This window comes from Kitasatospora sp. NPDC058063 (genome assembly GCF_042885395.1).
Classification (GTDB): domain Bacteria; phylum Actinomycetota; class Actinomycetes; order Streptomycetales; family Streptomycetaceae; genus Kitasatospora; species Kitasatospora lactacystinica.
In genome coordinates this window covers 309,370-332,857 of record NZ_JBHVSD010000006.1, presented here as the reverse complement: position 1 = coordinate 332,857, position 23,488 = coordinate 309,370, and the positions used below count along the sequence as shown (strand labels likewise).

The 23,488-nt window shown below is 73.8% G+C and carries 16 protein-coding genes, 2 tRNA genes and 1 pseudogene; 12 read left to right on the top strand and 7 right to left on the bottom strand.

The features are described 5' to 3' along the window. The 4 genes from ACFVUY_RS13205 (at window position 1) to ACFVUY_RS13190 (ending at window position 6,183) form a co-directional block, all read left to right on the top strand. A complete protein-coding gene (locus ACFVUY_RS13205; protein ID WP_387729674.1) occupies window positions 1–858 on the top strand; it encodes a DUF4097 family beta strand repeat-containing protein in 858 nt (285 codons plus the stop codon). Window positions 859–956: 98 nt separating this feature from the next. Then, the gene (gene dusB / locus ACFVUY_RS13200; RefSeq protein ID WP_387729672.1) at window positions 957–2,126 is read left to right on the top strand and encodes a tRNA dihydrouridine synthase DusB; all 1,170 of its coding nucleotides are present in this window, start codon (window positions 957–959) and stop codon (window positions 2,124–2,126) included. 564 nt (window positions 2,127–2,690) lie between these two features. Further along, window positions 2,691–5,399: a pyruvate, phosphate dikinase gene (ppdK, locus tag ACFVUY_RS13195; RefSeq protein ID WP_387729669.1), complete on the top strand. Its 2,709-nt coding sequence runs from the start codon at window positions 2,691–2,693 to the stop codon at window positions 5,397–5,399. 256 nt (window positions 5,400–5,655) lie between these two features. Next, window positions 5,656–6,183: a ribonuclease gene (locus ACFVUY_RS13190; RefSeq protein ID WP_387729667.1), complete on the top strand. Its 528-nt coding sequence runs from the start codon at window positions 5,656–5,658 to the stop codon at window positions 6,181–6,183. A 63-nt stretch (window positions 6,184–6,246) separates the two neighbouring features. Here the strand turns inward: ACFVUY_RS13190 and ACFVUY_RS13185 are convergent, their stop codons facing one another. Then, a complete protein-coding gene (locus tag ACFVUY_RS13185; protein ID WP_387693792.1) occupies window positions 6,247–7,242 on the bottom strand; it encodes a hypothetical protein in 996 nt (331 codons plus the stop codon). A gap of 112 nt (window positions 7,243–7,354) precedes the next feature. On the opposite strand from ACFVUY_RS13185, the gene ACFVUY_RS13180 reads away from it, so the two are divergent. Continuing rightward, a complete protein-coding gene (locus tag ACFVUY_RS13180; RefSeq protein WP_387729665.1) occupies window positions 7,355–8,629 on the top strand; it encodes an ADP-ribosylglycohydrolase family protein in 1,275 nt (424 codons plus the stop codon). Here ACFVUY_RS13180 and ACFVUY_RS13175 read toward each other — a convergent pair. Further along, window positions 8,619–9,353 (bottom strand): GNAT family protein, encoded by a 735-nt coding sequence (locus ACFVUY_RS13175; RefSeq protein ID WP_359902930.1) that lies wholly within the window; start codon window positions 9,351–9,353, stop codon window positions 8,619–8,621. The two genes, ACFVUY_RS13180 and ACFVUY_RS13175, sit on opposite strands and share 11 nt — an antisense overlap. A gap of 706 nt (window positions 9,354–10,059) precedes the next feature. Between ACFVUY_RS13175 and ACFVUY_RS13170 the strand changes: the two genes are divergently transcribed. From ACFVUY_RS13170 to ACFVUY_RS13150, 5 genes and pseudogenes are all read left to right on the top strand, one after another. Then, entirely contained in the window at window positions 10,060–11,004 is a 945-nt protein-coding gene (locus ACFVUY_RS13170; protein WP_359902927.1) for a PAC2 family protein, read from the top strand. A gap of 200 nt (window positions 11,005–11,204) precedes the next feature. Then, window positions 11,205–12,212: an SGNH/GDSL hydrolase family protein gene (locus tag ACFVUY_RS13165; protein WP_387729662.1), complete on the top strand. Its 1,008-nt coding sequence runs from the start codon at window positions 11,205–11,207 to the stop codon at window positions 12,210–12,212. Between the two features lie 208 nt (window positions 12,213–12,420). Continuing rightward, on the top strand, window positions 12,421–13,731 hold the full coding sequence (locus tag ACFVUY_RS13160; protein WP_387693795.1) for a deoxyguanosinetriphosphate triphosphohydrolase: 1,311 nt from the start codon (window positions 12,421–12,423) through the stop codon (window positions 13,729–13,731). 57 nt (window positions 13,732–13,788) lie between these two features. Then, window positions 13,789–15,696 (top strand): DNA primase, encoded by a 1,908-nt coding sequence (dnaG, locus tag ACFVUY_RS13155; RefSeq protein WP_387693796.1) that lies wholly within the window; start codon window positions 13,789–13,791, stop codon window positions 15,694–15,696. Between the two features lie 221 nt (window positions 15,697–15,917). Beyond that, a pseudogene (locus tag ACFVUY_RS13150) lies at window positions 15,918–17,035 on the top strand (RNA polymerase sigma factor). A gap of 13 nt (window positions 17,036–17,048) precedes the next feature. Here ACFVUY_RS13150 and ACFVUY_RS13145 read toward each other — a convergent pair. The 4 genes from ACFVUY_RS13145 to ACFVUY_RS13130 form a co-directional block, all read right to left on the bottom strand. Then, window positions 17,049–18,239, bottom strand: coding sequence for a DUF2690 domain-containing protein (locus ACFVUY_RS13145; RefSeq protein ID WP_387729660.1), 1,191 nt, complete (start codon window positions 18,237–18,239; stop codon window positions 17,049–17,051). Between the two features lie 397 nt (window positions 18,240–18,636). Further along, on the bottom strand, window positions 18,637–20,040 hold the full coding sequence (locus ACFVUY_RS13140) for a glutamate decarboxylase (RefSeq protein ID WP_387729658.1): 1,404 nt from the start codon (window positions 20,038–20,040) through the stop codon (window positions 18,637–18,639). Between the two features lie 102 nt (window positions 20,041–20,142). Beyond that, on the bottom strand, window positions 20,143–21,576 hold the full coding sequence (locus ACFVUY_RS13135; protein ID WP_387693799.1) for an FGGY family carbohydrate kinase: 1,434 nt from the start codon (window positions 21,574–21,576) through the stop codon (window positions 20,143–20,145). Between the two features lie 202 nt (window positions 21,577–21,778). Further along, the gene (locus tag ACFVUY_RS13130) at window positions 21,779–22,084 is read right to left on the bottom strand and encodes a hypothetical protein (protein WP_387693800.1); all 306 of its coding nucleotides are present in this window, start codon (window positions 22,082–22,084) and stop codon (window positions 21,779–21,781) included. Window positions 22,085–22,324: 240 nt separating this feature from the next. Between ACFVUY_RS13130 and ACFVUY_RS13125 the strand changes: the two genes are divergently transcribed. After that, window positions 22,325–22,397, top strand: a tRNA-Asn gene (locus ACFVUY_RS13125). A gap of 61 nt (window positions 22,398–22,458) precedes the next feature. After that, window positions 22,459–22,531: transfer RNA gene (locus ACFVUY_RS13120), tRNA-Asn, on the top strand. 187 nt (window positions 22,532–22,718) lie between these two features. Here the strand turns inward: ACFVUY_RS13120 and ACFVUY_RS13115 are convergent. Then, window positions 22,719–23,465, bottom strand: coding sequence for a trypsin-like serine peptidase (locus ACFVUY_RS13115; RefSeq protein ID WP_387693801.1), 747 nt, complete (start codon window positions 23,463–23,465; stop codon window positions 22,719–22,721). Between the last annotated feature and the right edge of the window lie 23 nt (window positions 23,466–23,488).

The following is a 23,488-nucleotide window of genomic DNA, read 5'->3' as shown; positions in this document are numbered from 1 at the left end:
GTGAAGGGGGCGAAGGGCTGGCGGGTCGCCGGCACGGTCGTGATCGTGCTGGTCATGCTGGGGGCCGGACTGCAGACCTGGTCGATGGCGGTGCAGCAGCGGACCAGCACCAGCCGGCCGTACGACGTGGCGATCCACCGGCTCCAGTTGGAGACCGGCAGCGCCTCGGTCAAGGTGCGGGCCGGCCGGGAGGGCCACGTGGTGGTCCGGCAGAGCTTTGACTGGCTGGTGCGCAAACCGGTGGTGTCCACCGTCTTCGACGGCGGCGTGCTGACGGTCGGGATGAGCTGTCGGCTGGCCCTGCCGTTCGTGGACGTCGGCTGCGGCGCCGAGATCGAGCTGGAGGTGCCGGCCGCGACCGAGGTGTCCGGCTCGGTGGGCTCCGGCTCCGTCCTGGTGGAGGGCCTGAGCGGGGACGTGCGGATGGAGCTGACCTCCGGCCAGCTGCTGCTGTCCGACACCTCCGGGAACGTGTCCGTGCACGCCACCTCCGGTCAGGTGCGGGGCACCAACCTGAGCACGCGGCGGGTGACGGCGCAGGTCGGCTCGGGCTCGGTGCAGCTGGGCTTCGCGAAGGCCCCGCGCGAGGTGGACGCCACGGCCACCTCCGGTTCGGTGGAGCTGACCCTGCCGAGGGGCAGCCGGTACGCCGTCTCCAGCGAGATCGGCAGCGGCAACGGCCGGATCGACACGGGGCTGGTGGACTCCGCGAGTCCGAACCGGCTGCACGCCGCGGTCACCTCCGGGTCGATCACCGTCGTCCCGGCGAGTTCGGAGCCGCTGGAGCCGCCGGAGTCCGCGGACCCGGCGGAGCCCGCGCAGTCCGCGGTGCCGTCGGTGCCGCCGTCGGCTCCGTAGCGGGAGCGCCTCGGAGCGGGCGGCGGCCGCTCACCCGGGCGGCGGACGGGTGGGGGACAATGGAGAGTCCCGTCCCCATCACCCGAGGTCAGCCGCGCATGACAGCCACGCCCGCACCCACCGCGTCCGACACCGAGTTCGCGCCGCTCGACATCGGCCCGATCCGGGTGTGGCCGCCCGTCGTGCTGGCGCCGATGGCCGGCATCACCAACGCGCCGTTCCGCACCCTGTGCCGTGAGCAGAGCGGCGGCCGGGGCCTGTACGTCTCGGAGATGATCACCACCCGGGCGCTGGTCGAGCGCAACGCCAAGACCATGCAGCTGATCAAGTTCGACCCGAGCGAGAAGCCGCGCTCCATCCAGCTGTACGGGGTGGATCCGGTGACCGTCGGCAAGGCCGCCCGGATGATCTCCGACGAGGGCCTGGCGGACCACATCGACCTCAACTTCGGCTGCCCCGTCCCCAAGGTCACCCGCAAGGGCGGCGGCTCGGCGCTGCCGTACAAGCGCAACCTGCTGCGCGAGATCCTGCGCGAGGCCGTCGCCAACGCGGGCGACCTGCCGGTGACCATGAAGATGCGCAAGGGCATCGACGACGACCACCTCACCTACCTGGACGCCGGCCGGATCGGCGCCGAGGAGGGCGTGGCGGCGATCGCCCTGCACGGGCGCACCGCCGCCCAGCACTACGGCGGGACGGCCGACTGGTCGGCGATCGCCAGGCTGCGCGAGTCCGTCCCGGCGCACATCCCGGTGCTGGGCAACGGGGACATCTGGTCGGCCGACGACGCGCTGCGGATGATGCGCGAGACCGGCTGCGACGGCGTGGTGGTGGGCCGCGGCTGCCTGGGCCGGCCGTGGCTGTTCAGGGACCTGGTCGCGATCTTCGAGGGCGACGTGGACTACGCCCGCCCCGACTTCGGCTACGTGGCCGAGGCGATGGTGCGGCACGCGCAGCTGCTCGGCGAATGGCTGGGCGACGAGGCGCGCGGCGTGACCGACTTCCGCAAGCACGTCGCCTGGTACACCAAGGGCTTCTCGGTCGGCTCCGAGCTGCGGGTGAAGCTGGCCGGCTCCTCCTCCTTGGCCGAACTGGCCGAAACCCTCTCCCGGGTGGAGCAGTCCCAGGGCTGGCCGGACGGTGCGGACGGCCCGCGCGGACGGACCAGCGGCAACAACCGGGTGGTCCTGCCGGAGGGCTGGTTGGACGATCCGTATGACTGCGCCCGACCGGGTGTTGACGCCGAATCGGACACCTCTGGCGGATGATCTGTACGGACCGGCAAAAATGGCCCGATGGGGCCGACTGCCACTAGGTCCCAGCCCTCTTGTCCATCCTGGACAAGAGGGCTCCTTTTCGTCGTCCGAATGTCACGGAGAGAGCACATTTCTGGACGGTGTGCGACGATCGGCGGAGTCGCTCTACGTTCGACCCGTGAGATGCGCTCGTGACGCTTGCCACATGCGGTGGGGGCTGACGACCGGTCAGTGGACGAAATGGACAGGTCGGCTGTGAATCGCTTCCCGAAGTCGGTCGGCCGGTGATCGGGCGATCCGGGTGCAGGAAATCAAGCCGGGGCAACGCCATCGACCCGCGGCCGCTACCGTGCGTCCGGATCGTACGATCTTCGGGTTTGCTTACGTTCAAGAATTGAACGCTTGCTCGCGTCAGGCGGACGATTTCACCAACAGAGGTGAACGCCTTTATGTGCTTTCGATCTAGCGGGTTACCGCTGGGTACCAGCCTCGGGTGGCCTATTCAGGGCAGAGAAGTGCCTTCGAAATGGGTATGTTCTCCGGCGTCAGGGCAACCGCGTACGAGGAGACCGACCCGTGCCGTCCCAGCAGAAGTTTGTTTACTCCTTCACCGAAGGAAACAAGGACCTCAAGGACCTTCTCGGCGGCAAGGGCGCGAACCTGGCCGAGATGACCAACCTGGGCCTCCCCGTCCCTCCGGGGTTCACCATCACCACCGAGGCCTGCAAGGTCTTCCTGGAGACCGGCAGCGAGCCGTCCTCCCTGCACGAGGAGATCAGCGCCCACCTGGACGCCCTCGAAGAGCGGATGGGCAAGACGCTCGGCCAGGCCGACAACCCCCTCCTGGTCTCGGTGCGCTCCGGCGCGAAGTTCTCCATGCCCGGCATGATGGACACCGTCCTCAACATCGGCCTCTCCGACGTCTCGGTGGCCGGCCTCGTCGCCCAGTCCGGCAACGAGCGCTTCGCCTGGGACTCCTACCGCCGCCTGGTCCAGATGTTCGGCAAGACCGTGCTGGGCGTCGACGGCGAGCTGTTCGAGGAGGCCCTGGACGAGGCCAAGCACGCCAAGGGCACCGTCAACGACCTGGACCTGGACGCCGCCGACCTCCGGGGCCTGGTCGAGGTGTTCAAGGGCATCGTCGAGCGCGAGACCGGCCGGGCCTTCCCGCAGGACCCGCGCGAGCAGATGGACCTCGCGATCCACGCCGTCTTCCACTCCTGGAACGGCGACCGCGCCCGGCTGTACCGCCGCCAGGAGCGCATCCCGAACGACCTGGGCACCGCGGTCAACGTCTGCAGCATGGTCTTCGGCAACCTCGGCGAGGACTCCGGCACCGGCGTCGCCTTCACCCGCGACCCCTCCACCGGCACCCAGGGCGTCTACGGCGACTACCTGTCCAACGCCCAGGGCGAGGACGTCGTCGCCGGCATCCGCAACACCCTGCCGCTCTCCGAGCTGGAGAAGCTCGACAAGAAGTCGTACGACGAGCTGATGGCGATCATGCAGAAGCTCGAGAACCACTACCGCGACCTCTGCGACATCGAGTTCACCATCGAGCGCGGCAAGCTCTGGATGCTGCAGACCCGCGTGGGCAAGCGCACCGCCGCGGCCGCCTTCCGGATCGCCGTCCAGCTCGTCGACCAGGGCCTGATCGACCTGGACGAGGCCCTGATGCGGGTCACCGGCGGCCAGCTCTCGCAGCTGATGTTCCCCCGCTTCGCCCCCGACTCCGAGTCGCAGCAGATCGCCAGGGGCCTGGCCGCCTCGCCCGGCGCCGCGATCGGCAAGGTCGTCTTCGACTCGTACACCGCCGTCAAGTGGTCCCGCTCCGGCGAGAAGGTCATCCTGGTCCGCCGCGAGACCAACCCGGACGACCTGGACGGCATGATCGCCGCCGAGGGCATCCTCACCTCGCGCGGCGGCAAGACCTCGCACGCCGCCGTCGTCGCCCGCGGCATGGGCAAGACCTGTGTCTGCGGCGCCGAGGAGCTGGAGGTCGACACCAAGCGCCGCCGGATGACCACCGCCGACGGCCTGGTGCTGGAGGAGGGCGACGTCGTCTCGATCGACGGCGCGACCGGCAAGGTCTACCTCGGCGAGGTACCCGTGCTCCCCTCCGCGGTGGTGGAGTACTTCGAGGGCACCCTGCACGCCGGCGCCGACGTCCAGGGCGGTCTGGTCCAGGCCGTGCACCGGCTGATGTCCCACGCCGACGGCCGCCGCCGCCTCGCGGTGCGCGCCAACGCCGACAACGCCGAGGACGGCTCGCGCGCCCGCCGCTACGGCGCCCAGGGCATCGGCCTGTGCCGCACCGAGCACATGTTCCTCGGCGAGGAGCGCCGCAAGGAGGTCGAGCACCTGATCCTGGCGGACAACGACAAGGACCGCGAGGCCGCGCTCTCCACCCTGCTGCCGCTGCAGAAGGGCGACTTCCTGGAGCTCTTCCAGGCGATGGACGGCCTGCCCGTCACCGTCCGCCTGCTCGACCCGCCGCTGCACGAGTTCCTGCCCGACATCACCGAGCTGTCGGTGCGCGTCGCCCTCGCCGAGGCCCGCAAGGACCCGAACGAGAACGACCTGCGCCTGCTCCAGGCGGTGCACAAGCTGCACGAGCAGAACCCGATGCTCGGCCTGCGCGGTGTGCGCCTCGGCCTGGTCATCCCCGGCCTGTTCGGCATGCAGGTCCGCGCCATCGCCGAGGCCGCCGCCGAGCGCAAGCTGGCCGGGGCGGACCCGCGCCCCGAGGTGATGATCCCGCTGGTCGGCACCGTCCAGGAGCTGGAGCTGGTCCGCGACGAGTGCGAGCGGGTGCTCGCCGAGGTCGCCCGGTCCACCGGAGTCCAGCTGGACATCAAGCTCGGCACCATGATCGAGCTGCCGCGCGCCGCGGTGACCGCCGGGCAGATCGCCGAGGCCGCCGAGTTCTTCTCCTTCGGCACCAACGACCTGACCCAGACGGTCTGGGGCTTCTCCCGGGACGACGTGGAGGCCTCGTTCTTCACCGCCTACCTGGAGAAGGGCATCTTCGGGGTCTCCCCGTTCGAGACCATCGACCGCGACGGCGTCGGCTCGCTGGTCAAGCACGCCGTCGAGGCCGGCCGGGCCACCCGCCCCGACCTCAAGCTCGGCGTCTGCGGCGAGCACGGCGGCGACCCGGACTCGGTCCACTTCTTCCACGAGGTGGGGCTGGACTACGTCTCCTGCTCCCCCTTCCGGATCCCGGTGGCGCGCCTGGAGGCCGGCCGCGCCGCCATCGAGACGGCGGGCAGCGACTCGCGCTGAGGAGGGTAGGCATCCCCTCCGCACGCGCGGGTACGACTGACCGCTCTCCCTCCCGTCGGGAGGGCGTACACCGGAGCTCGGCGCAGGAGAACCGGCGTACGTGACACGGCCGGGCGGGAACGGACAACGGCGTCCGTTCCCGCCCGGCCGTACGTCTGTGCCCGGGCCGGCGCACCGGCCGACGCGCCCGCGGTGTGGCGGCGGCCACGTGTGTAGCTGGCCCGGCCCGGCCAGGCCGCCTGCCAAGCTGGACCGCATGACCAACCGCAGAAACCCGCTCGTCGCCGTGGCCGTGCTGATCCTGGCGCTCCTGGCCGGGGCCGGGTACCTCCTCGCCAACCAGGGGAGCAGCCACCCCAAGGCCGCCGCGAGCGCCGCCGCCGGCGCCACGACGTCCGGGTCCGCGGCGCCCAAGCCCTCGGCCCCCAAGCCGACCCCGCCCGCCGGGGGCGCCGGCAGCACCCCCGCCCCGGCCGGCACCTGGGTCCCGACCGACCCGGCCATGGCCGACGTCTGCCGCACCAAGCTCCCCAGTCAGGCCCAGGACACCCTCGGTCTGATCGCCAAGGGCGGGCCCTACCCGTACAACCGCGACGGCATCGTCTTCGAGAACCGGGAGAGCCGCCTCCCCAAGAAGACCGGTAGCTACTACCACGAGTACACCGTGGTCACCCCGGGCTCCAACGACCGCGGCACCCGCCGGGTGGTGACCGGCGACTCCGGCGAGCAGTACTGGTCCGCCGACCACTACGCCACCTTCCAGGAGATCGACTCCCGCTGCTGAGCGGGGCCGGCCGGGCCGCCCGCACCGCGTCGGCGGCCCGCCTCACCGCGCAGTCGGCTCGCCTCACCGCGCCCGCCGCCAGGTGATCCGGGGGTGCGGTGCGTGCGGGCCGGTGGTGACCAGGGCGGTCAGCTCGTGGAGCACCGGGGCCGGGTCGCGGCGGAGCTGGGCCGGGGTGGTGCGCACCACCGGGAGGCCGGCGGCGGTGAGGCGGTTGGCGCGGGCCAGGCCCCGTTCGTGCTCGGCCGGGCGCAGGTGCCAGGCGCGGGAGTCGATCTCCAGGGCCACGCAGGCGTGCGGCCAGTAGGCGTCCGGGACGGCGAGGAAGCGGCCGTCCAGGAAGAGCACCGGGTTCCACAGCGGGTCCGGCAGTCCGGCGTGCGCCAGCAGTTCGCGGGCCTCGCCCTCCACCACCGACCGCACCCCGACCGTCAGGTCCTCCACCACCCCGGCCACCTGGGGCAGCCCGAGCGCACCCGGGCGGGACAGCAACTGGTCGAGCAGTTCGCCGAGTTCGCAGTGCCGCCGCTGGACGGCCTCCGCGCACAGCGCCCGGAACCGGCGCTGCCCGGTCTCCCTCGGCGCGAGGTCCGCCAGGGCCCGGGCGACCGTGGTGCTCCACAGTCCGTCGGCGCGCTCGAAGCCGCCCGGCATCGCCCCGGATGCCCGGTGGATCCGGACGAACTCCCGGTCCCCGACCCGTCGTTGGCCGGGGATCAGGATGTCGACCGCGTTCAGGTCGGACGGGTGGCCGGCGCTCGGCAGCCCGGCCTCGGCCAGGACCGCCAGGCCGGTCAGCAGCACCTCCCCGGTCCGTGGTTCGCGTCCCTTCGGCGTCGCGTACGCCAGGGCGGCCCGCATCCTCTGATGGAACGTCAGTCTTCCGCTCTGCAGGCAGATCACCCGGGGCAGCACCTGCTGCCAGGGCCCGCCCGGCCGCAGCCGGTGGGCGATGGTGCCGGAGGGCACCCCGAGCCGGCGCAGCTGCGCGCGGGTGGCGATGTGCTGCTGGTCGGCGCCGAGCAGGGCGACCGGATCGAGGGGATTCGCGCGGGTCATGCCCCGGTGCCTGCCCGCCGGAATCGGAGGTATGCGAAACATCCCCCGTCGGTGGGGTCGGCGGTCACGGGTGTTGACGTGACGGTGGCCGAGCCGCTGAGCTGGATGCCATATGACCATTCCATTCACGCACGCCGGCCCCGCGCTGGACGCGCTCCTCGGCCTCCGCACGGGCGACGCCCTCGGAGCCCAGTTCTTCGTCCCGGAGACCGCCCGGACCCACCTCGCCGCCCGCACCGAACCGCCTGGCTCCTGGCCCTGGACCGACGACACCGAGATGGCCTGCTCGGTCCACGCCGCACACACCGAGCGCGGCGCGATCGACACCTTCGACCTCACCTACGCCTTCGCCCTGCGCCACGACTTCGACCGCGGCTACGGCCCGGCCGCCAACCGGCTGCTCCGGCTGATCCGCGAGGGCGGCGACGCCCGGCGGCTGGCCGCCGAACTCTTCGACGGCCAGGGCTCCTACGGCAACGGCGCCGCGATGCGGGTCGCCCCGCTCGGGGCGGCGTACGCCGAGGACCCGGCCGCCGTCGTCCGGCCCGCCGCCGACACCGCCGTCATCACCCACACCCACCCGCAGGCCGTGGACGGCGCGATCGCGGTCGCGGTGGCGGCCGCGTACGCGGTGCGGGCCCGCACCCGGCCGATGACACCGGAGCGCTTCCTGGAGTCGGTGGCCGGCCTCACCCCGAACGGTGCGGTCAAGGACGGCCTGGTGGAGGCCCGCGCGCTGCTCGCCCGGCCGGACTTCCGGCTCGCCGCGCAGGTGCTCGGCAACGGCAGCCGGACGTCCGCGGCGGACACCGTCCCGTACGCGCTGTGGTGCGCCGCCCGGAACCTGGCCGACTACCGCGCCGCCGTGTGGGACGCGATCGCGGCCGGCGGCGACATGGACACCGTCGCGGCGATCACCGGCGGGGTGGTGGCCGCGCACACCGGCACCGGCGGCATCCCGCGGACCTGGCTGGCCGCCTGCGAGCCGCTGCCCGACTGGGCGTTCCCGGAGCCGGGCGGCGTCCGCGCGGCCGGCGAACCCCACCTGACGCCGATCGGCCTGCCCCGCCCGCACCCCGTGCCCGACCTGCTCTGGTCGGACGCCGACTGGGAGCGGATCAGGCGCGGCCTGCGGGCCCGGGACACGGACGAGCGCTGGGCCTCCGTGGTCTCCGAGGGCGTGCTGCACCTGCACCGCAGCGTGGGTGGCGCGGAGGTCTACCGGGTCCGGGTGGCCCGGGTGCGGGGCGGCTGGCGGCCGGTGGAGGCCCTGGTCGAGGCGCACCCGGGACGCCACCGGGCCTGGGACGACCGCACCACCCTGCCGGCCCTCCTGGGCTACGCGAGCCTCGGCCACGAGCCGTTCCGGGACGGCCTCAGGCGGTGATCATCAGCTGCCCGGCGCCGCTGCCGCCCTGTCTAAGGCACTCCTGGTTGATCGCCGGATCCGGGGCGCTCGGCGAGGTGGCGGCGGCGATCCGCAGCTCGATGATGTCCCGGACGGCCGGCCACTCGTCGTCGAGGATCGAGTAGAACGCGGTGGAGCGCACCACGCCGTCCAGCCCGCGCGAGTGCGCCCGGCGGACGCCCTCGGAGGTCGCGCCGAGCCGTTCGATGGCGGCGCGCGAGCGCAGGTTGCGGGCGTCCGCGCGCAGCGAGATCCGCTGCACGCCCCAGGTCTCGAAGGCGTGGCGCAGCATCAGCAGCTTGGCCTCGGTGTTGATGCCGGTGCCCTGGGCGCGCGGCGAGAGCCAGGTGTTGCCGATCTCGGCCGCGTCCGGGACGGCCGTGGCCGGATCGCCGAACGGGACCCCGGGCGCGGGCGGCCACACCATCGGGCCCTGCCAGTAGTCGAGTTCCAGGAACCGGGTGGAGCCGACCACCCGGCCGTCGGCGAGGTTCACCGTCGCGAACGGCAGTGACCGGCCCGCGGCCTGGTCGGCGAGCGCCCGCGCGACGTAGTCGCGGGCGGCTTCCCGGCCGTGCGGGACGGGGGTGAAGGCGTAGGTCGTACGGTCCTCGGCGCCGGCCTCGGCGATGGCCTCGGCATGGTGCGCGGCGAGTGGCTCCAGCCGCACGGTGCGGCCGGTGAGGATGACAGGTACGGGCACGGAACCTTGGTCCTTCATCGGTCGGAGGGTGCCTCCCGCGCCGGGGTACGGCTCGGGGTGCTCTGGGCTGGGTACGCCTGGGCCCGGGTCCGCCGGCCGGGTACCCGCGCACGCCGGAGGTCCGGTCGGACGGGGTGGGGGCGGCGGCCCGGAACGGGCGGCGCGGGGTGCCGGAACGGACACGGATCCTCGGACCGGTCCGGCGGGAAGAGCGACGGGACAGTGTGCGTCCGCGAGATGGCCGAGGAGGGTACGAGAGCGCGAAGGGAAGCAGGCGGCCAGGTGAAGGCAAGATGCGTCGTGGGTGGCTGGCCGAGCACCGGACCGGGACGTGGCCGACGGCGTTACGGACGACGTGGCGACGACGCGACGATGCGAGGCAGCGAGAGGACGATACCCGCCAGAAGGCGGTGCGTCACTTCGCGGCACGCGAATGGCCGCGCGGGCCGTTCGCGTGCCCTGCGGACCGGCCCCTCGCAGGGCCCTGACCAGGGAGTCTTCGGCCGGGTGCGATCATGGTCCGGAGCGCTCGTCCGAGGCCGTCGGGCGAGCCCCCCGGGGAGCCGTCGCACGGGCCCCGCGGGGCCCGCGGACGGGAGGTCCGCAGGACGGGGGCCGGGCGCGGGAATTCCGGCGGCGCCCGGCGCGCTGGACAGGACGAGAAGCCGGTCGACCGGGACGAGCAGGGAACGGGGTTGGGTGCGCGGTGCGTGACTTCCAGGCGTTGTACGAGCTGGATCAGCAGGGCGTGGCCGCCGTTGCCGCGGCCAACGAGCAGTTGCGCGACACCGGTGCCGGCCTCGTGCTGCTCCAGCACTTCGAGGGCTTCATGGACGCCGGGGAGGCCGGCGGCCAGGTGGTGGCCCACCTGCTGGAGACGGGCGCGCCGCAGGTGGTGGCCCGCTTCGACCACGACCGTCTGGTGGACTACCGGGCCCGTCGCCCGGCGATGGTCTTCGACCACGACCACTGGACGTCCTACGACCCGCCGGAGATCCTGCTCCAGCTCGTCCACGACGCCGCCGGCGCGCCGTTCCTGCTGCTCACCGGCCCCGAGCCGGACGTCGAGTGGGAGCGCTTCGCGCGTGCCGTCCGCGAGCTGGTGGACCGCTTCGAGGTGCGGCTCTCCATCGACTTCCACGGCATCCCGATGGGCGTGCCGCACACCCGCCCGGTCGGCCTGACGCCGCACGGCAACCGGCTGGACCTCGCCCCGGGCTACCCGCAGTGGTTCGAGCAGGCGCAGGTCCCGGGCAGTGCCCAGGCGCTGGTGGAGTACCGCCTGGGCGAGGCCGGGCACGACGTCCTGGGCTTCGCCGTGCACGTCCCGCACTACGTGGCCCGCTCCGCCTACCCGGCGGCGGCCGTGCAGGTCCTGGAGGCGGTGCAGTCCGCCACCGGGCTGGTGCTGCCCGGCACCGGGCTGCGCGAGCGGGTCCCCGAGGTCTACGCCGACATCGAGGAGCAGCTGGCCCAGGGGGACGGCGAATTGCGCTCGGCGATCCGCGGCATGGAGGGCCAGTACGACGCCGTGGCGGGCGCGGAGGGCCGGGAGAGTCTGCTGGCCGAGCCGGCGGACCTGCCCTCGGCGGACGAACTGGGGCGGCGCTTCGAGCAGTTCCTGGCCGAGCACGAGCGCGGCGCGGAGTAGCCGGGGCAGCCGGAGCGGGCGGGCGGAACCGGGCGGCCGGACGGGGTCCGAGGGGCGGATTCCGGCCGGATCCGGCTCGTGGTGCGGCGATCGGGCGCGGGTGGGAGTGATCGGCCGCGATCGTTCGTTGGCCCCTGGTGTGCCCGGGGGACGGGCCGCCGTAAGGAGCCGACCGTGACCCGTATCCCCGGGGGGAGACCATGCCGAGGACCGCACGCCCGACCATCGCCCTGACCGTCGGACTGGCCGCAGTGCTGCTGGCCGGCTGCACCGACAACACCGGTACCGACCAGCAGGGGAGCGCCACCGCGGGCGCGACGCCCGCCCGCGCGCAGGCCGGCGCGGACCCGTCGCCGACCGCCGCCCCGCCGCCCACCGGTCCGTACGTCGCGCTCGGCGACTCGTACACGGCCGGGATGAAGCTCCCGCCGCAGGTCGGCGAGCCGGGCGCCTGCTACCGATCCGGGGCCAACTACCCGTCCCTGGTGGCGAAGGGGCTCTCGCTCGCCGCCGGGCAGTTCAAGGACGTCAGCTGCAGCGGCGCCCGCACCGGGGATCTGACCGGTCCGCAGAAGGTCGCGGACGGCACCAACCCGGCCCAGCTGGACGCGCTGACCGCGGACACCCGGCTGGTCACCCTGGGGATCGGCGGCAACGACGCCGGCTTCATGGAGGTCGTGACCGAGTGCGCCAAGGCCAACCTGGTGGACATCGTCAAGGGCGTGATCACCGACAGTGCCGACCGGATCAGCGATTCGCCCTGCCGGGACCACTACGCGGCCGGCAACGGCACCGACGACGTCCAGCGCAAGGTGGAGGCGGCCGGCGACCGGATCGGCCAGGTGCTCCAGGACGTCAAGAAGCGCTCCCCGAAGGCCAGGGTGTTCGTGATCGGGTACCCGGGGCTGCTCCCGGCCGACCCGGCGAGCTGCCTTCCGGTGCTCGGCAACGCCGTGGCCGCCTCCGACCTGGGCTTCCTGGTGGAGAAGCAGCAGCAGCTGAACGGCATGCTCAAGAAGCGCGCGGAGGCCGCCGGAGCGGTGTTCGTGGACCTCGCCGGGCCCTCGGCCGGGCACGACATGTGCGCGGGGGAGGACAAGCGCTGGGTGGAGCCGCCCCTGCCGGCCCAGGGGCTGGTGCCGATCCACCCCAACGCCAAGGGGCAGGAGGCGGTGTCCGGCGTGGTTCTGAAGGCGATCAGGGGCTGAGGCCGCCCGGGCCGGGGGACGTTCGGGACGCAGGAGCGTAGGCGCGGGGACGCAGGGACGCAGGGGGCGCGCGGGGCTGCGCCGTCCGGGTGGGGTCGACTCGCCGGGGCGGGCACCCGCGCGCCGCGCACCGTTCACGCCCCGGCCCGCGCTCCTTCGTGCGCGGCACACCCCGCGTGTCGGGGGCCGGGCGTACGGTGAAGGGCATATGGACGACACCACGCACCGCCTCGCCGCCCCGATCCCGTACGACCACGCTGCCGAGGCCCGCTGGGTCCCCGAACCCGACAAGCGCCCGGGCCGTACGGCCTTCCAGCGCGACCGCGCCCGGGTGCTGCACTCGGCCGCGCTGCGCCGGCTGGCCGGCACCACCCAGGTGGTCGCCCCGATGCGCAGCGACTTCCCGCGCACCAGGCTCACCCACTCCCTCGAATGCGCCCAGGTCGGGCGGGAGTTGGGGGCCGCCCTGGGCTGCGACCCGGACCTCGTGGAGACCGGTTGCCTGGCCCACGACATCGGCCACCCGCCGTTCGGCCACACCGGCGAGGAGGCCCTCGACCAGGCCGCCGAGGCCTGCGGCGGCTTCGAGGGCAACGCCCAGTCGCTGCGCATCCTGACCCGGCTCGAACCCAAGCGCTTCGCGCCCCAGGAGGAGCAGCCCGCCACCCGGCTCGCCCCCTGGCCGGGCCGCAGCGTCGGCCTCAACCTGAGCCGGGCCGCCCTCGACGCCGCCACCAAGTACCCGTGGACCAAGGGCGCCCACCCCACCGACCCGGCCTCGCCCAAGTACGGCGTCTACGCCGACGACCTGCCGGTCTTCCGCTGGCTGCGGGCCGGCTCCCCGACCGGGCGCAAGTGCTTCGAGGCCACCGTGATGGACTGGTCCGACGACGTGGCCTACTCCACCCACGACGTCGAGGACGGCCTCCAGGCCGGCCACATCGACCCGGCCGCCCTGCGCGCGCCCGGTGAGCGCGCCGAGCTCTTCAAGGTCGCCGAGCGCTACGCCGGGGACGCCGAGCCCCAGGAGCTGTCCGACGCCCTGGACCGGCTGCTCGCCCAGGAGTGGTGGCCCCGCTCCTACGACGGCACCGCCCGCGCCCGGGGCGGGCTCAAGGACCTCACCAGCCAGCTGATCGGCCGCTTCTGCCTGGCCGCCGAGCAGGCCACCCGCGCCCGCTACGGCCCCGGCCGGCTCACCCGCTACACCGCCGAGCTGGTGGTGCCGAGGGACGTCCGGCTGGAGTGCGCGGTGCTCAAGGCGGTCGCCGTCCGCTACGTCATGCAGCGCGACGAGCAGACCCAGCTGCGGGCCCGCCAGCGGATCGTGATCGCCGAGCTGGCGTACGTCCTCACCCAGCGCGCCCCCGAGGGGCTGGACCCGGTGTTCGCCGCCATGTACCGCGAGGCCGAGGACGACCGCGCCGCCCTGCGCACGGTCATCGACCAGATCGCCACCCTCACGGACGCCTCGGCCCTGGCCCTGCACGCCAAGCTGGTCGGCGCCGCCTGGGCGTAGCCGCCCGGAGGCGGCCGCCGCGGATCGAATGCCCGGCCGTCCCAGTAGACTTCCGGAGTGGCCGGGCGGATCAGGGACGAAGACGTACAGGCGGTGCGCAGCGCACTGCCGATCGACGCGGTGGTCGGCGACTACGTACAGCTGACCAACGGTGGCGGTGGCGAGTACAAGGGCGTCTGCCCCTTCCACGACGAGAAGTCCGCCTCCTTCTACGTGAACCCCGCCAAGGGCGTCTTCCACTGCTTCGGCTGCCAGGAGAACGGCGACACCATCGCCTTCCTGATGAAGATCGAGCACTTCACCTTCGCCGAGGCCGTCGAGCGGATGGCCGCCCAGGCCGGCATCACCCTGCGCTACGAGGAGGGCGGCTACAGCCCCCGCCACCAGCAGGGCGAGCGCACCCGGCTGGTCGAGGCGCACAAGGTGGCCGCCGCCTACTACCGGGAGCAGCTGGCCTCGCCGGAGGCGGAGATCGGCCGCCGCTTCCTGGCCGAGCGCGGCTTCGACGAGGAGGCCGCCACGGTCTTCGGCGTCGGCTACGCCCCCGTGGGGTGGGAGCACCTGGTCCGCTACCTGCGCGGCAAGGGCTTCACGGACAAGGAGATCCTGCTGGGCGGCCTCGCCTCGCAGGGCCAGCGCGGAGGCCTGATCGACCGCTTCCGGGGCCGGCTGGTCTGGCCGATCCGGGACATCGCCGGCGAGGTGGTCGGCTTCGGCGCCCGCCGCCTGCGCGAGGACGACAACGGCCCGAAGTACCTCAACACGCCTGAGACCCCGATCTACAAGAAGTCCCACGTGCTGTACGGCATCGACCTGGCGAAGAAGGAGATCGCCAAGTCGGGCCGCGCGGTGGTGGTCGAGGGCTACACCGACGTGATGGCCTGCCACCTGGCCGGGGTCACCTCGGCGGTGGCCACCTGCGGCACCGCCTTCGCCGAGGACCACATCAAGATCATCCGCCGGCTGCTGATGGACACCTCGCAGTACCGGGGCGAGACCGTCTTCACCTTCGACGGCGACGCGGCCGGCCAGAAGGCCGCCCTGCGCGCCTTCGAGGACGACCAGAAGTTCGCCGCCAAGACCTCCATCGCGGTCAGCCCGGGCGGCATGGACCCGTGCGAGCTGCGCCTGGCCCAGGGCGACGAGGCGGTCAAGCACCTGATCGACAACCCGGTCCCGCTCTTCGAGTTCGCGCTGAACTCGGTGGTGGCCCGGCACCGGGTGGACACCCCGGAGGGGCGTTCGGCGGCCCTGGAGGAGTCGGCCCCGATCGTCGCCAAGATCAAGGACCGCTCGATCCAGCACGAGTACGCCGTCCGCCTGGCCGGCATGCTCGGCATCCTGGACGAGCAGTTCGTCGTCCGCCGGATCTCCCAGCTGGCCCGCTGGGACCGCGAGCGCCAGCAGAACCCGCGCGGCGCGGCCGCCCAGCGCCGCCCGGAGCCGGCCCAGCCGCAGCGCCCGGCGCAGCCCGCCTTCCGGCTCAACCCGCGCGACCCGGCCCAGTTCGTCGAGCGCGAGCTGCTCAAGCTGGCGCTCCAGCACCCGGACCTGGTCAGTCCGGCCTTCGACCACTACGGCGAGGACGAGTTCCCGACCCCGCCGTACACCGCCGTCCGGCAGGCCATCGCCAAGGCCGGCGGTGCCGCGCACGGGGCGGGCCTGCCCGACTTCACCAGCGCGGTGCGCGAGGCGTCCCCGGACGACCAGGTGCGCTCGCTGGTCACCGAGCTGACCGTCGAGCCGGTGCGCTCGCGCCGCAAGGTGGACGCGATCTACGCGGGGGAGTTCCTGGTCAAGCTGCGCATGCTGGCGGTGGACCGGCGGATCACCGAGGTCCGCGGCTACCTCCAGCGGCTCGGCCCCCGGGCCGAGGCCGAACAGCTGCACGCGGTGCAGACCGAGCTGTGGCAGCTCCAGCAGTACGGGCAGGAGCTGCGCAGCCGGGGTGCGGCCGCTCTCTAGCGTTCGCTTCACAGAAAGTCGGCGCACGAGTCTCGGCCACGGAGCGTGGCGTACCGCACACTGGAGGACGTCCCACCTCCGTACAGCGCGGGTCCGCCAGAGTCGCGCCCGCCCCGAGGGGATGCCCGTGGAGCAAGGCCTCGTCGCAGCGACCACCACCAGTACGGGAACGAAGCCCGCCGGACCGGCCGGTCCGCAGGAGACCGGGGAGCAGGAGACCCATCACGGCCGGGCCCGGGCCGCGCCCCCGGACGGTGCCCGGATCCCCGCCCAGGGCCTGCCGGAGGGCCACCCGGACAGCCCGGTCCCCGAGACCGGGGCCGTCCCCGAGGCCGAGCTCGGGGCCGTGTCCGGGTTCGAGCCCTCGCCCGGAGCGCGGGCCGGGGCCGGGGACCGGCGGGAGCGCCGGGTGCCCGCCGAGGACACCGGTCCGGCCGCCGACCTGCTGCGCCAGTACCTGCGCGAGATCGGCCGGATCCGCCTGCTCACCGCCGCGGAGGAGGTCGAGCTGGCCCGCCGGGTGGAGGCCGGCATCTTCGCCGAGGAACGGCTGAACGGCGATCCGCCGCCGCCCGACCCGCTGGCCGGCGAGCTGGACTCCCTGGTGGTGCGGGGCCGGATCGCCAAGCGGCGGCTGATCGAGGCGAACCTGCGGCTGGTGGTCTCCGTCGCCAAGCGCTACGTCGGCCGCGGACTGACCCTGCTGGACCTGGTCCAGGAGGGCAACCTGGGGCTGATCCGGGCGGTGGAGAAGTTCGACTACACCCGCGGCTTCAAGTTCTCCACGTACGCGACCTGGTGGATCCGGCAGGCGATGAGCCGGGCGCTGGCCGACCAGGCCCGGACGATCCGGGTGCCGGTGCACGTGGTCGAGCTGATCAACCGGGTGGTCCGGGCCAAGCGCGGCCTGCTCCAGGAGCGCGGCCTGGAACCGACGGCGGCCGAGATCGCCGCCGCCCTGGAGCTGACCGAGGAGCGGGTGCGCGAGCTGCTGCGGCTGGCCCAGGAGCCGATCTCGCTGCACACGCCGGTCGGCGAGGAGGAGGACGTCGCGCTCGGGGACCTGATCGAGGACGCCGACGCCGCCTCGCCCGCCGAGTCCGCGACCTTCCTGCTGCTGCGCCAGCACCTGGAGGCGGTCCTGGCCACCCTGGGGGAGCGGGAGCGCCAGGTGGTCCAGCTCCGCTACGGGCTGGACGACGGCCGCCCGCGCACGCTGGAGGAGATCGGCGCGGTGTTCGGTGTCACGCGGGAGCGGATCCGCCAGATCGAGTCGAAGACCCTGGTCAAGCTCCGCGACCACGCCGGCGCCGAGCAGCTGCGCGGCTACCTCGACTAGCGGCCGGTCGCGGTCAGGACGGACCGGCCGACTCGGTCGGAGCGGCGGCCGGTGCCGCCGGCCCGGTCGGTGCCGTCGGTGCCGGCGGGTCGACGGGTGCCGCCGGGTCGGCCGGTGCCGGGTCGGCCGGTGTGGCCGGGGCCGGGGTCGTGGGCGCTCCCGCGCCGGTGCCCGGAGGCGGAGAGGCGGGACCGATCGGGATCGGGGTGGAGGCCACCACCATGGCCAGGTCGGAGACCACCCCGGTGCAGTCGTGGCCGGCCGGCTGGTAACCGCAGACCTGGAAGGTGACGGTCGGGTCCGCCGCGTTCAGCATCGCCGAGTAGTTGTCGTAGCCCCAGTGGATGAGCGCCGTCTCGGTGTCGCCGGCGCTGTCGCTGATCGTCGCGTAGTCCTTCGGCTCGCCCTCGGTGATGGCCGCCCAGGCCGCCCGGCAGGTCTGGCTGTACCGGAGGTAGACGACCACCTTGCCGATCACCTGGGTCTGCAGCGTCCGGGCGTCCTTGCCGCAGCCGGTGGTCTTCGGGTCCTTGTGCGCGCAGCCGACGGCCTGACAGGCCGGGGCGCCCGGGGCGGGCTTGGCGCTGGGGGAGGTGCCGGCGTCGGCCGTCGCGGCGGGCCGGTCGGCCGCAGAGGCCTGTCCGTCGTGCCGGCTGATCCGCAGGCCCACCAGCACCAGCAGCAGCGCCAGCACGGCCGCGCCGGAGAGCAGCGCCGCCGGACGCCGCCACCAGGCGAGGGGGGCGGGCCCGGACTCCTGCCCGGTCGCCGGCGCCTCGTCGGCGGCCGGTTCAGGGGCGGTGGTCGCCTCGGGGGCGGGGCTCTTGGCCGCGGGCTCCTCGGGGCCCGGGCCCGCGTCCTCGCCCGCGCCGGAGCTCGCGCCCGCGCCTGCGCCTGCGCCGGAGCCCGCGCCCGGGCCCGTGACCGGGGCCGCAGCCTGCGGCCCCGCCACCGCCTGCCGCCACAGCGCCCGCAGCGCGGCCGCGTCGCAGTCGACCGTCCCGGCCAGCGCGTCCAGCGCCTGCTCGGTGACGACCCGTTTGCCGTTGAGCCAGCGCTCCCAGGAGGCCCGGCTGTAGTGGGTCCGGGCGGCCAGTTCGGACAGCGACAGTCCGGCGGAGTCCTTGACGGCCCGGAGCTCCTCCGCCAGGCGTCTGGCGGGCTCGGACAGCTCCTCGGGCAGCTGCTTCCAGGCGGAACCCAACGCGGGCGCTCCAAACTCGAGAAACGGGGACGGGGAACGGGCGAGCGGCAGGTCCCGGCCCGGGCCGTTCGGCGTCTCCGCTTCTCCAACCTGATCGGCCTGGCGTCCCAAACCCCAGGTCATGGCGCTGAGACGGACGGAAGTGTCTCACAACCCCCGGAGGCGCTCGAACAATCACGTGGTCATCGTGCAGAGTTCTCTGGCCGGTGCGGTTCGCCCGTCGGTGGAACCGTTCGGACGCCGATCGATCACCCGTCGGTCCGCACCCGTTCCCGGCCCCCACCGGACCGGGGCAGCCTCGCGGGGGGAGGCTGCCCCGGTCCGCCGGGATGATCCGGCGGGGAGGGCGCTTCGCTGCGCCCTCCCCGCCGTGACCTTCTCCCGGTTGTGCGAAGTGTCAGTGGTGGAAGCCCGAGCGGGGCGGCACCCCGAGCTGCTGCAGCGGGACGGGCTGGCGCCGCAGTTCCGGCAGCAGCCGGTCGAGGTCGGCCAGCAGCAGGTCGGCCAGGTCCCGCGAGAAGCCGTTGCGGCAGACCACCCGGAGCACCGACAGGTCCTCCCGGTTCGCGGGGAAGGTGTACGCGGGCACCTGCCAGCCGCGTTCGCGCAGCCGCCGCGAGACGTCGAACACGTCGAACGGGACGTCCCCGTCGGTGGTGAAGGCGAACACCGGCAGCTGGTCGCCCCGGGTCAGCAGCCGGAAGCCGTCCAGCTTCCCGATCCGCCCGGCGAGGTAGGTGGCGACCTCCCGGCAGGCGCCCTGGACGGCCCGGAAGCCCTCCCGGCCGAGCCGCAGGAAGATGTAGTACTGGGCGACCACCTCGGCGCCGGGCCGGGAGAAGTTGAGGGCGAAGGTCGGCATCTCGCCGCCCAGGTAGTTGACCCGGAAGACCAGTTCCTCCGGCAGCGCCTCCTTGTCGCGCCAGAGCGCCCAGCCCACCCCGGGGTACACCAGGCCGTACTTGTGGCCGGAGGTGTTGATCGAGGCGACTCGGGGCAGCCGGAAGTCCCAGGACAGGTCCGGGTCGAGGAAGGGCGCCACCATGCCGCCGGAGGCGCCGTCCACGTGCACCGGGACGTCGGTGCCGGTGCGCTCCTGGAAGGCGTCCAGGGCCGCGCAGATCTCCGCGACCGGCTCGTACGAGCCGTCGAAGGTGGAGCCGAGCACGGCGACCACACCGATGGTGTTCTCGTCGCACAGCGCGACCGCCCGCTCGGCGTCCAGGTGGAAGCGGTCGCCGTCCATCGGCGCGATGCGGGCCTCGACCTCCCAGAAGTTGCAGAACTTCTCCCAGCAGACCTGCACGTTGATGCCCATCACCAGGTTCGGCCGGGCCCCGGCGGCGTAGCGGTCGGGGTTGCGCCGCATCCAGCGGCGCTTGAGCGCCATGCCGGCCAGCATGCAGGCCTCGCTGGAGCCGGTGGTGGAGCAGCCGACGGCGGTGTCCGGGTCGGGGGCGTGCCAGAGGTCGGCGAGGATCGCCACGCAGCGCCGCTCCAGTTCGGCGGTCTGCGGGTACTCGTCCTTGTCGATCATGTTCTTGTCGAGGCACTCGGTCATCAGCCGGGTGGCCTGGGCGTCCATCGAGGTGGTGACGAAGGTCGCCAGGTTGAGCTTCGCGTTGCCGTCGAGCATCAGCTCGTCGTGGATCAGCTGGTACGTGGTCTCGGCCGCGACCGGGCCCTCGCCGAGCCGGTGCAGCGGCGGGGCCAGTTTCATCGCGCCCAACGGGTCGGCGACGGTCGGGTACGGGCCGATGCTCAGCCGGCGGTCGCCGCCGGCTCCCTTGTGCAGCGCCATGGCGTCCTGCCGCCCTTCGCGTCGGTGGCCGTGTCCCGTTCCACGCTGCCACCGGGCGCCGGGTGCCGCATCCGCACGGCCGTCACCGCCCGCGGGCCGGGGTCAGGCCGCCGCCTCCGGGTGGACCTGGTCGCGGGCGGCCCGGTACTGCTGACGCACCGCCGAGCCGATCGCCAGGTCCTGCTCCCCGTCGGGCTCGACGGTCTCGGCGTCCGGCAGCTCCCACTCCGGCGGCTCCGGGGTGCCCGCCAGCGCCCAGGCGGCCTGCCGGGCGGCCCCGCGGGCGGCGTGGGCGCCCGGTGGCGGCACCACGACCGGGACGCCGAACAGCATCGGGGCGATGTGCCGGACGGCGGGCAGCCGCCCGGCCGTGCCGAGCAGGAACACCCGCTTCACCGCGACGCCCCGGGCGCGCAGCACGTCGAGGGCGTCGGCGATGTTGCACAGCATGCCCTCGACGGCGGCCCGGGCCAGGTGCTGAGGGGTCATCGCCTCGGTCCGCAGCCCGGTCAGGGTGCCGGCCGCGTGCGGCAGCGCGGGGGTGCGTTCGCCGTCCAGGTAGGGCAGCAGCACCAGGCCGTAGGCGCCGGGGGAGGAGTGCAGGGCGAGGTCGCTCAGGCCCTCCAGGTCCCGGCCGAGCAGGGCGGCGGTGGAGCGCAGCACCTCGGCGGCGTTGAGGGTGGCGACCATCGGCAGGTGGCGGCCGCTGGCGTCGGCGAAGGAGGAGACCAGGCCGGAGGCGTCCACCACGGCCTCCTCGTGCACCGCGAAGATCGTTCCGGCGCTGCCGAGGGAGACCACCGCGTCGCCCGGGCCGAGGCCCAGGCCCAGCGCGGCGGCCATGTTGTCCCCGGTTCCGGCCGAGATCAGCAGGCCCTCGGGGGTGTGCCCGGCGGGCTCGGCCGGGGGCAGGACGTCGGGCAGCCTGAGCTCGTGGCCGAGCGCCAGCTCGACCAGGTCCTGCCGGTACTCGCCGGTGATCGGCGACCAGTAGCCGGTGCCGGAGGCGTCGCCGCGGTCGGTGGTGCGGCGCCTGGGGTGGCCGAGCAGCTGCCAGACCAGCCAGTCGTGCGGCAGCAGCACCTCGGCGATCCGACGGGCGTTGGCCGGCTCGAACTCGGCCAGCCAGCGCAGCTTGGCGATGGTGTACGTGGGGGCGGGCACGGCGCCGATCGCGGCGGTCCAGGCGGCCGGGCCGCCGAAGGCGTCCAGCAGCTTGGCGGCGGCCCCGCTGGAGCGCGGGTCGTTCCACAGGAGCGCCGGGCGGACCTGTACCCCGCCCGCGTCCAGGCCGATCATCCCGTGCTGCTGGGCGCTGACGCCGATCGCCCGGACGCCCTCCAGCAGGCCGCCGGTCGCGGCGTCGCCGAGCGAGTGCAGCCAGACCTGGGGGTCGGCCTCGCCCGGGCGCAGGTCCTGGTCCTCGGGGACAGGGTGGGGCGCCTTGCCGGAGCGCAGGACGGCGCCGGTGTCGGCGTCGCACGCGACGATCCGGGTGCGGTTGGTCGAGCTGTCTATCCCCGCGACGATGGCCATGCCGAGATCATGCCTCAGCCCGGTCCGGGACGCGTCCGGGCCGGGTGGGACGTTGCCGGTTCGCGACCGTGCGTTGGGGTTCGCTTGGGTCCGGCGTCACCGTCCCGTCACCGACGGGGGGTAGCCGCCGGGCCGTGTGTCGCGTGACACACGGCCCGGCGCAGTGGCGCACGGGGGCCACCGGCGGGCCGGCCGCCGCCCGTCAGGGGCGGAAGGTGCCCCAGCCGTCGTCCTCCGCCCGGGAGCGGTTGAAGTACGGCACCCGGTCGGTGACGGCGTTCGGCAGCCGGTCGCCGACCCGGTCCGCGACCGCGCCGGCCGCCCTCCCGGCCACCGCCCCGGCCTGCTGCCGGGCCCGGTCGGTCGCGCCCTGGACCGTGGGGTTCCGGGCGACCTGCCGGGTGATCCTGGCGATCTGTTCGTAGCGCCGGCGCCCGGCTCGTGAGCCGAGGACGTAGCCGGCCGCGAAACCCGCGGCCAACGACAGCTTCCACATGGTCGGATCCACCCTCTCCTGGCGGCTTCTGCCGCATTGCCCTACCCGTCCGTCGGGACGGCGAACCGTCCGCGCCCCAGCATCCCCGGCCCCGTCGCCGGGCGCGCGCGGGGCACGCCGGGCGGCAACCCGGGGGCGAGCCGGGGGCAAGCCGGGAAAGCGATTGGCGGACCACCCCCCCGAGTGCGCTAATGTATGTCCCGCAGCGAGCGCCGAGGAGCCCGGGAGACCGGGGGCCGAGGCGGGAGCCGATCCCCCATAGCTCAATTGGCAGAGCAGCCGACTGTTAATCGGCAGGTTATTGGTTCGAGTCCAATTGGGGGAGCTCGGGAGAAGGTCCTTCGGGTCCTGCTTCCCGTCCGTGGTACGGAAGTCGAGTACCGCGATCCCGCATAGCTCAATTGGCAGAGCAGCCGACTGTTAATCGGCAGGTTATTGGTTCGAGTCCAATTGCGGGAGCTGCACCGGGTCCGCCCGGTGACTGCTCAGAGCGAAGGCCCCTCGGTCGACCGGGGGGCCTTCGTGTTGTCGCCGTCCGGTCCCGCGGCGTGACGTACGCGACACCGCCCGGCTTCCCCCGGGCCCGACCGGATCCGACCGGTATCCGACCGTGCGGCCGGTTCCGGTCCCGCGGCCGGCTCTCGGGTCAGGCGGTCGCCTTCCGGTAGAGGTCGGCGACCCGCTGGTCGAAGGTGACGCTGTACGAGGTGCCGGGGGTTTCCCCGCCCTCCTGGTAGCCGCCGATCACGCCGATCACCGTGCCGTTCGCGGCGACCCACGGGCTGCCGCTGGTGCCGTCGGTGTAGCCGCCGCAGTCGAAGCGTTCCTGGGTGGCGCTCTGCGAGCTGGTCCGGGCGGCGCAGGTGATCGGCTCGTCGCTCTCGTTCGGGTAGCCGGTGACGGCGACGGACAGGCCGAAGCCCTGGCCGGTGCCGATCGGATTGCCGCCGACCGCGTCCTCGACCTGCCGGCCGTCGACCGTGCCCACCGTGACGAAGGCCACGTCGTACTCGGGGTCGTCGCCGGCCGCCCAGTGCGGGTCGACGGTGATCGCCTGTACCGGCCAAGTCCCGTACGGCGTGGACCCGTTGCGGTAGCCGGGGGTGAACACCAGACCGTCCAGCAGGCCGATCCGGCGGGACTGCACGCAGTGCGCCGCGGTGACCAGCAGATTGCGCCGGGGGCTGTGCACCACGCTCGCGGTGCAGGCGCGCGGGCCCTGGGCGGTGCGGATGGAGAGGGTGCCGATCCGGTCCCGGGCGGGGCTCTGCTGCGCGACCTCGGCGGTCGGCACCCCGTCCTGCCCGCCGCACGCGGTGCCGGCGGCCAGCAGCAGGGCGGCCAGCGCGGCCGTTCGTGCCGTGCGCGGGGGCCGCGGCGGGCGGGAGGCCATCGGGGCTCCGTCTCGTTCCTCGG

Excerpts from the sequence above, each read along its gene's own strand:
- dusB (WP_387729672.1), top strand. The coding sequence starts at position 957 with ATGACAGCCACGCCCGCACCCACCGCGTCCGACACCGAGTTCGCGCCG.
- ACFVUY_RS13190 (WP_387729667.1), top strand. The coding sequence starts at position 5,656 with ATGACCAACCGCAGAAACCCGCTCGTCGCCGTGGCCGTGCTGATCCTG.
- ACFVUY_RS13185 (WP_387693792.1), bottom strand. The coding sequence starts at position 7,242 with ATGACCCGCGCGAATCCCCTCGATCCGGTCGCCCTGCTCGGCGCCGAC.
- ACFVUY_RS13180 (WP_387729665.1), top strand. The coding sequence starts at position 7,355 with ATGACCATTCCATTCACGCACGCCGGCCCCGCGCTGGACGCGCTCCTC.
- ACFVUY_RS13165 (WP_387729662.1), top strand. The coding sequence starts at position 11,205 with ATGCCGAGGACCGCACGCCCGACCATCGCCCTGACCGTCGGACTGGCC.
- ACFVUY_RS13160 (WP_387693795.1), top strand. The coding sequence starts at position 12,421 with ATGGACGACACCACGCACCGCCTCGCCGCCCCGATCCCGTACGACCAC.
- ACFVUY_RS13140 (WP_387729658.1), bottom strand. The coding sequence starts at position 20,040 with ATGGCGCTGCACAAGGGAGCCGGCGGCGACCGCCGGCTGAGCATCGGC.
- ACFVUY_RS13135 (WP_387693799.1), bottom strand. The coding sequence starts at position 21,576 with ATGGCCATCGTCGCGGGGATAGACAGCTCGACCAACCGCACCCGGATC.
- ACFVUY_RS13115 (WP_387693801.1), bottom strand. The coding sequence starts at position 23,465 with ATGGCCTCCCGCCCGCCGCGGCCCCCGCGCACGGCACGAACGGCCGCG.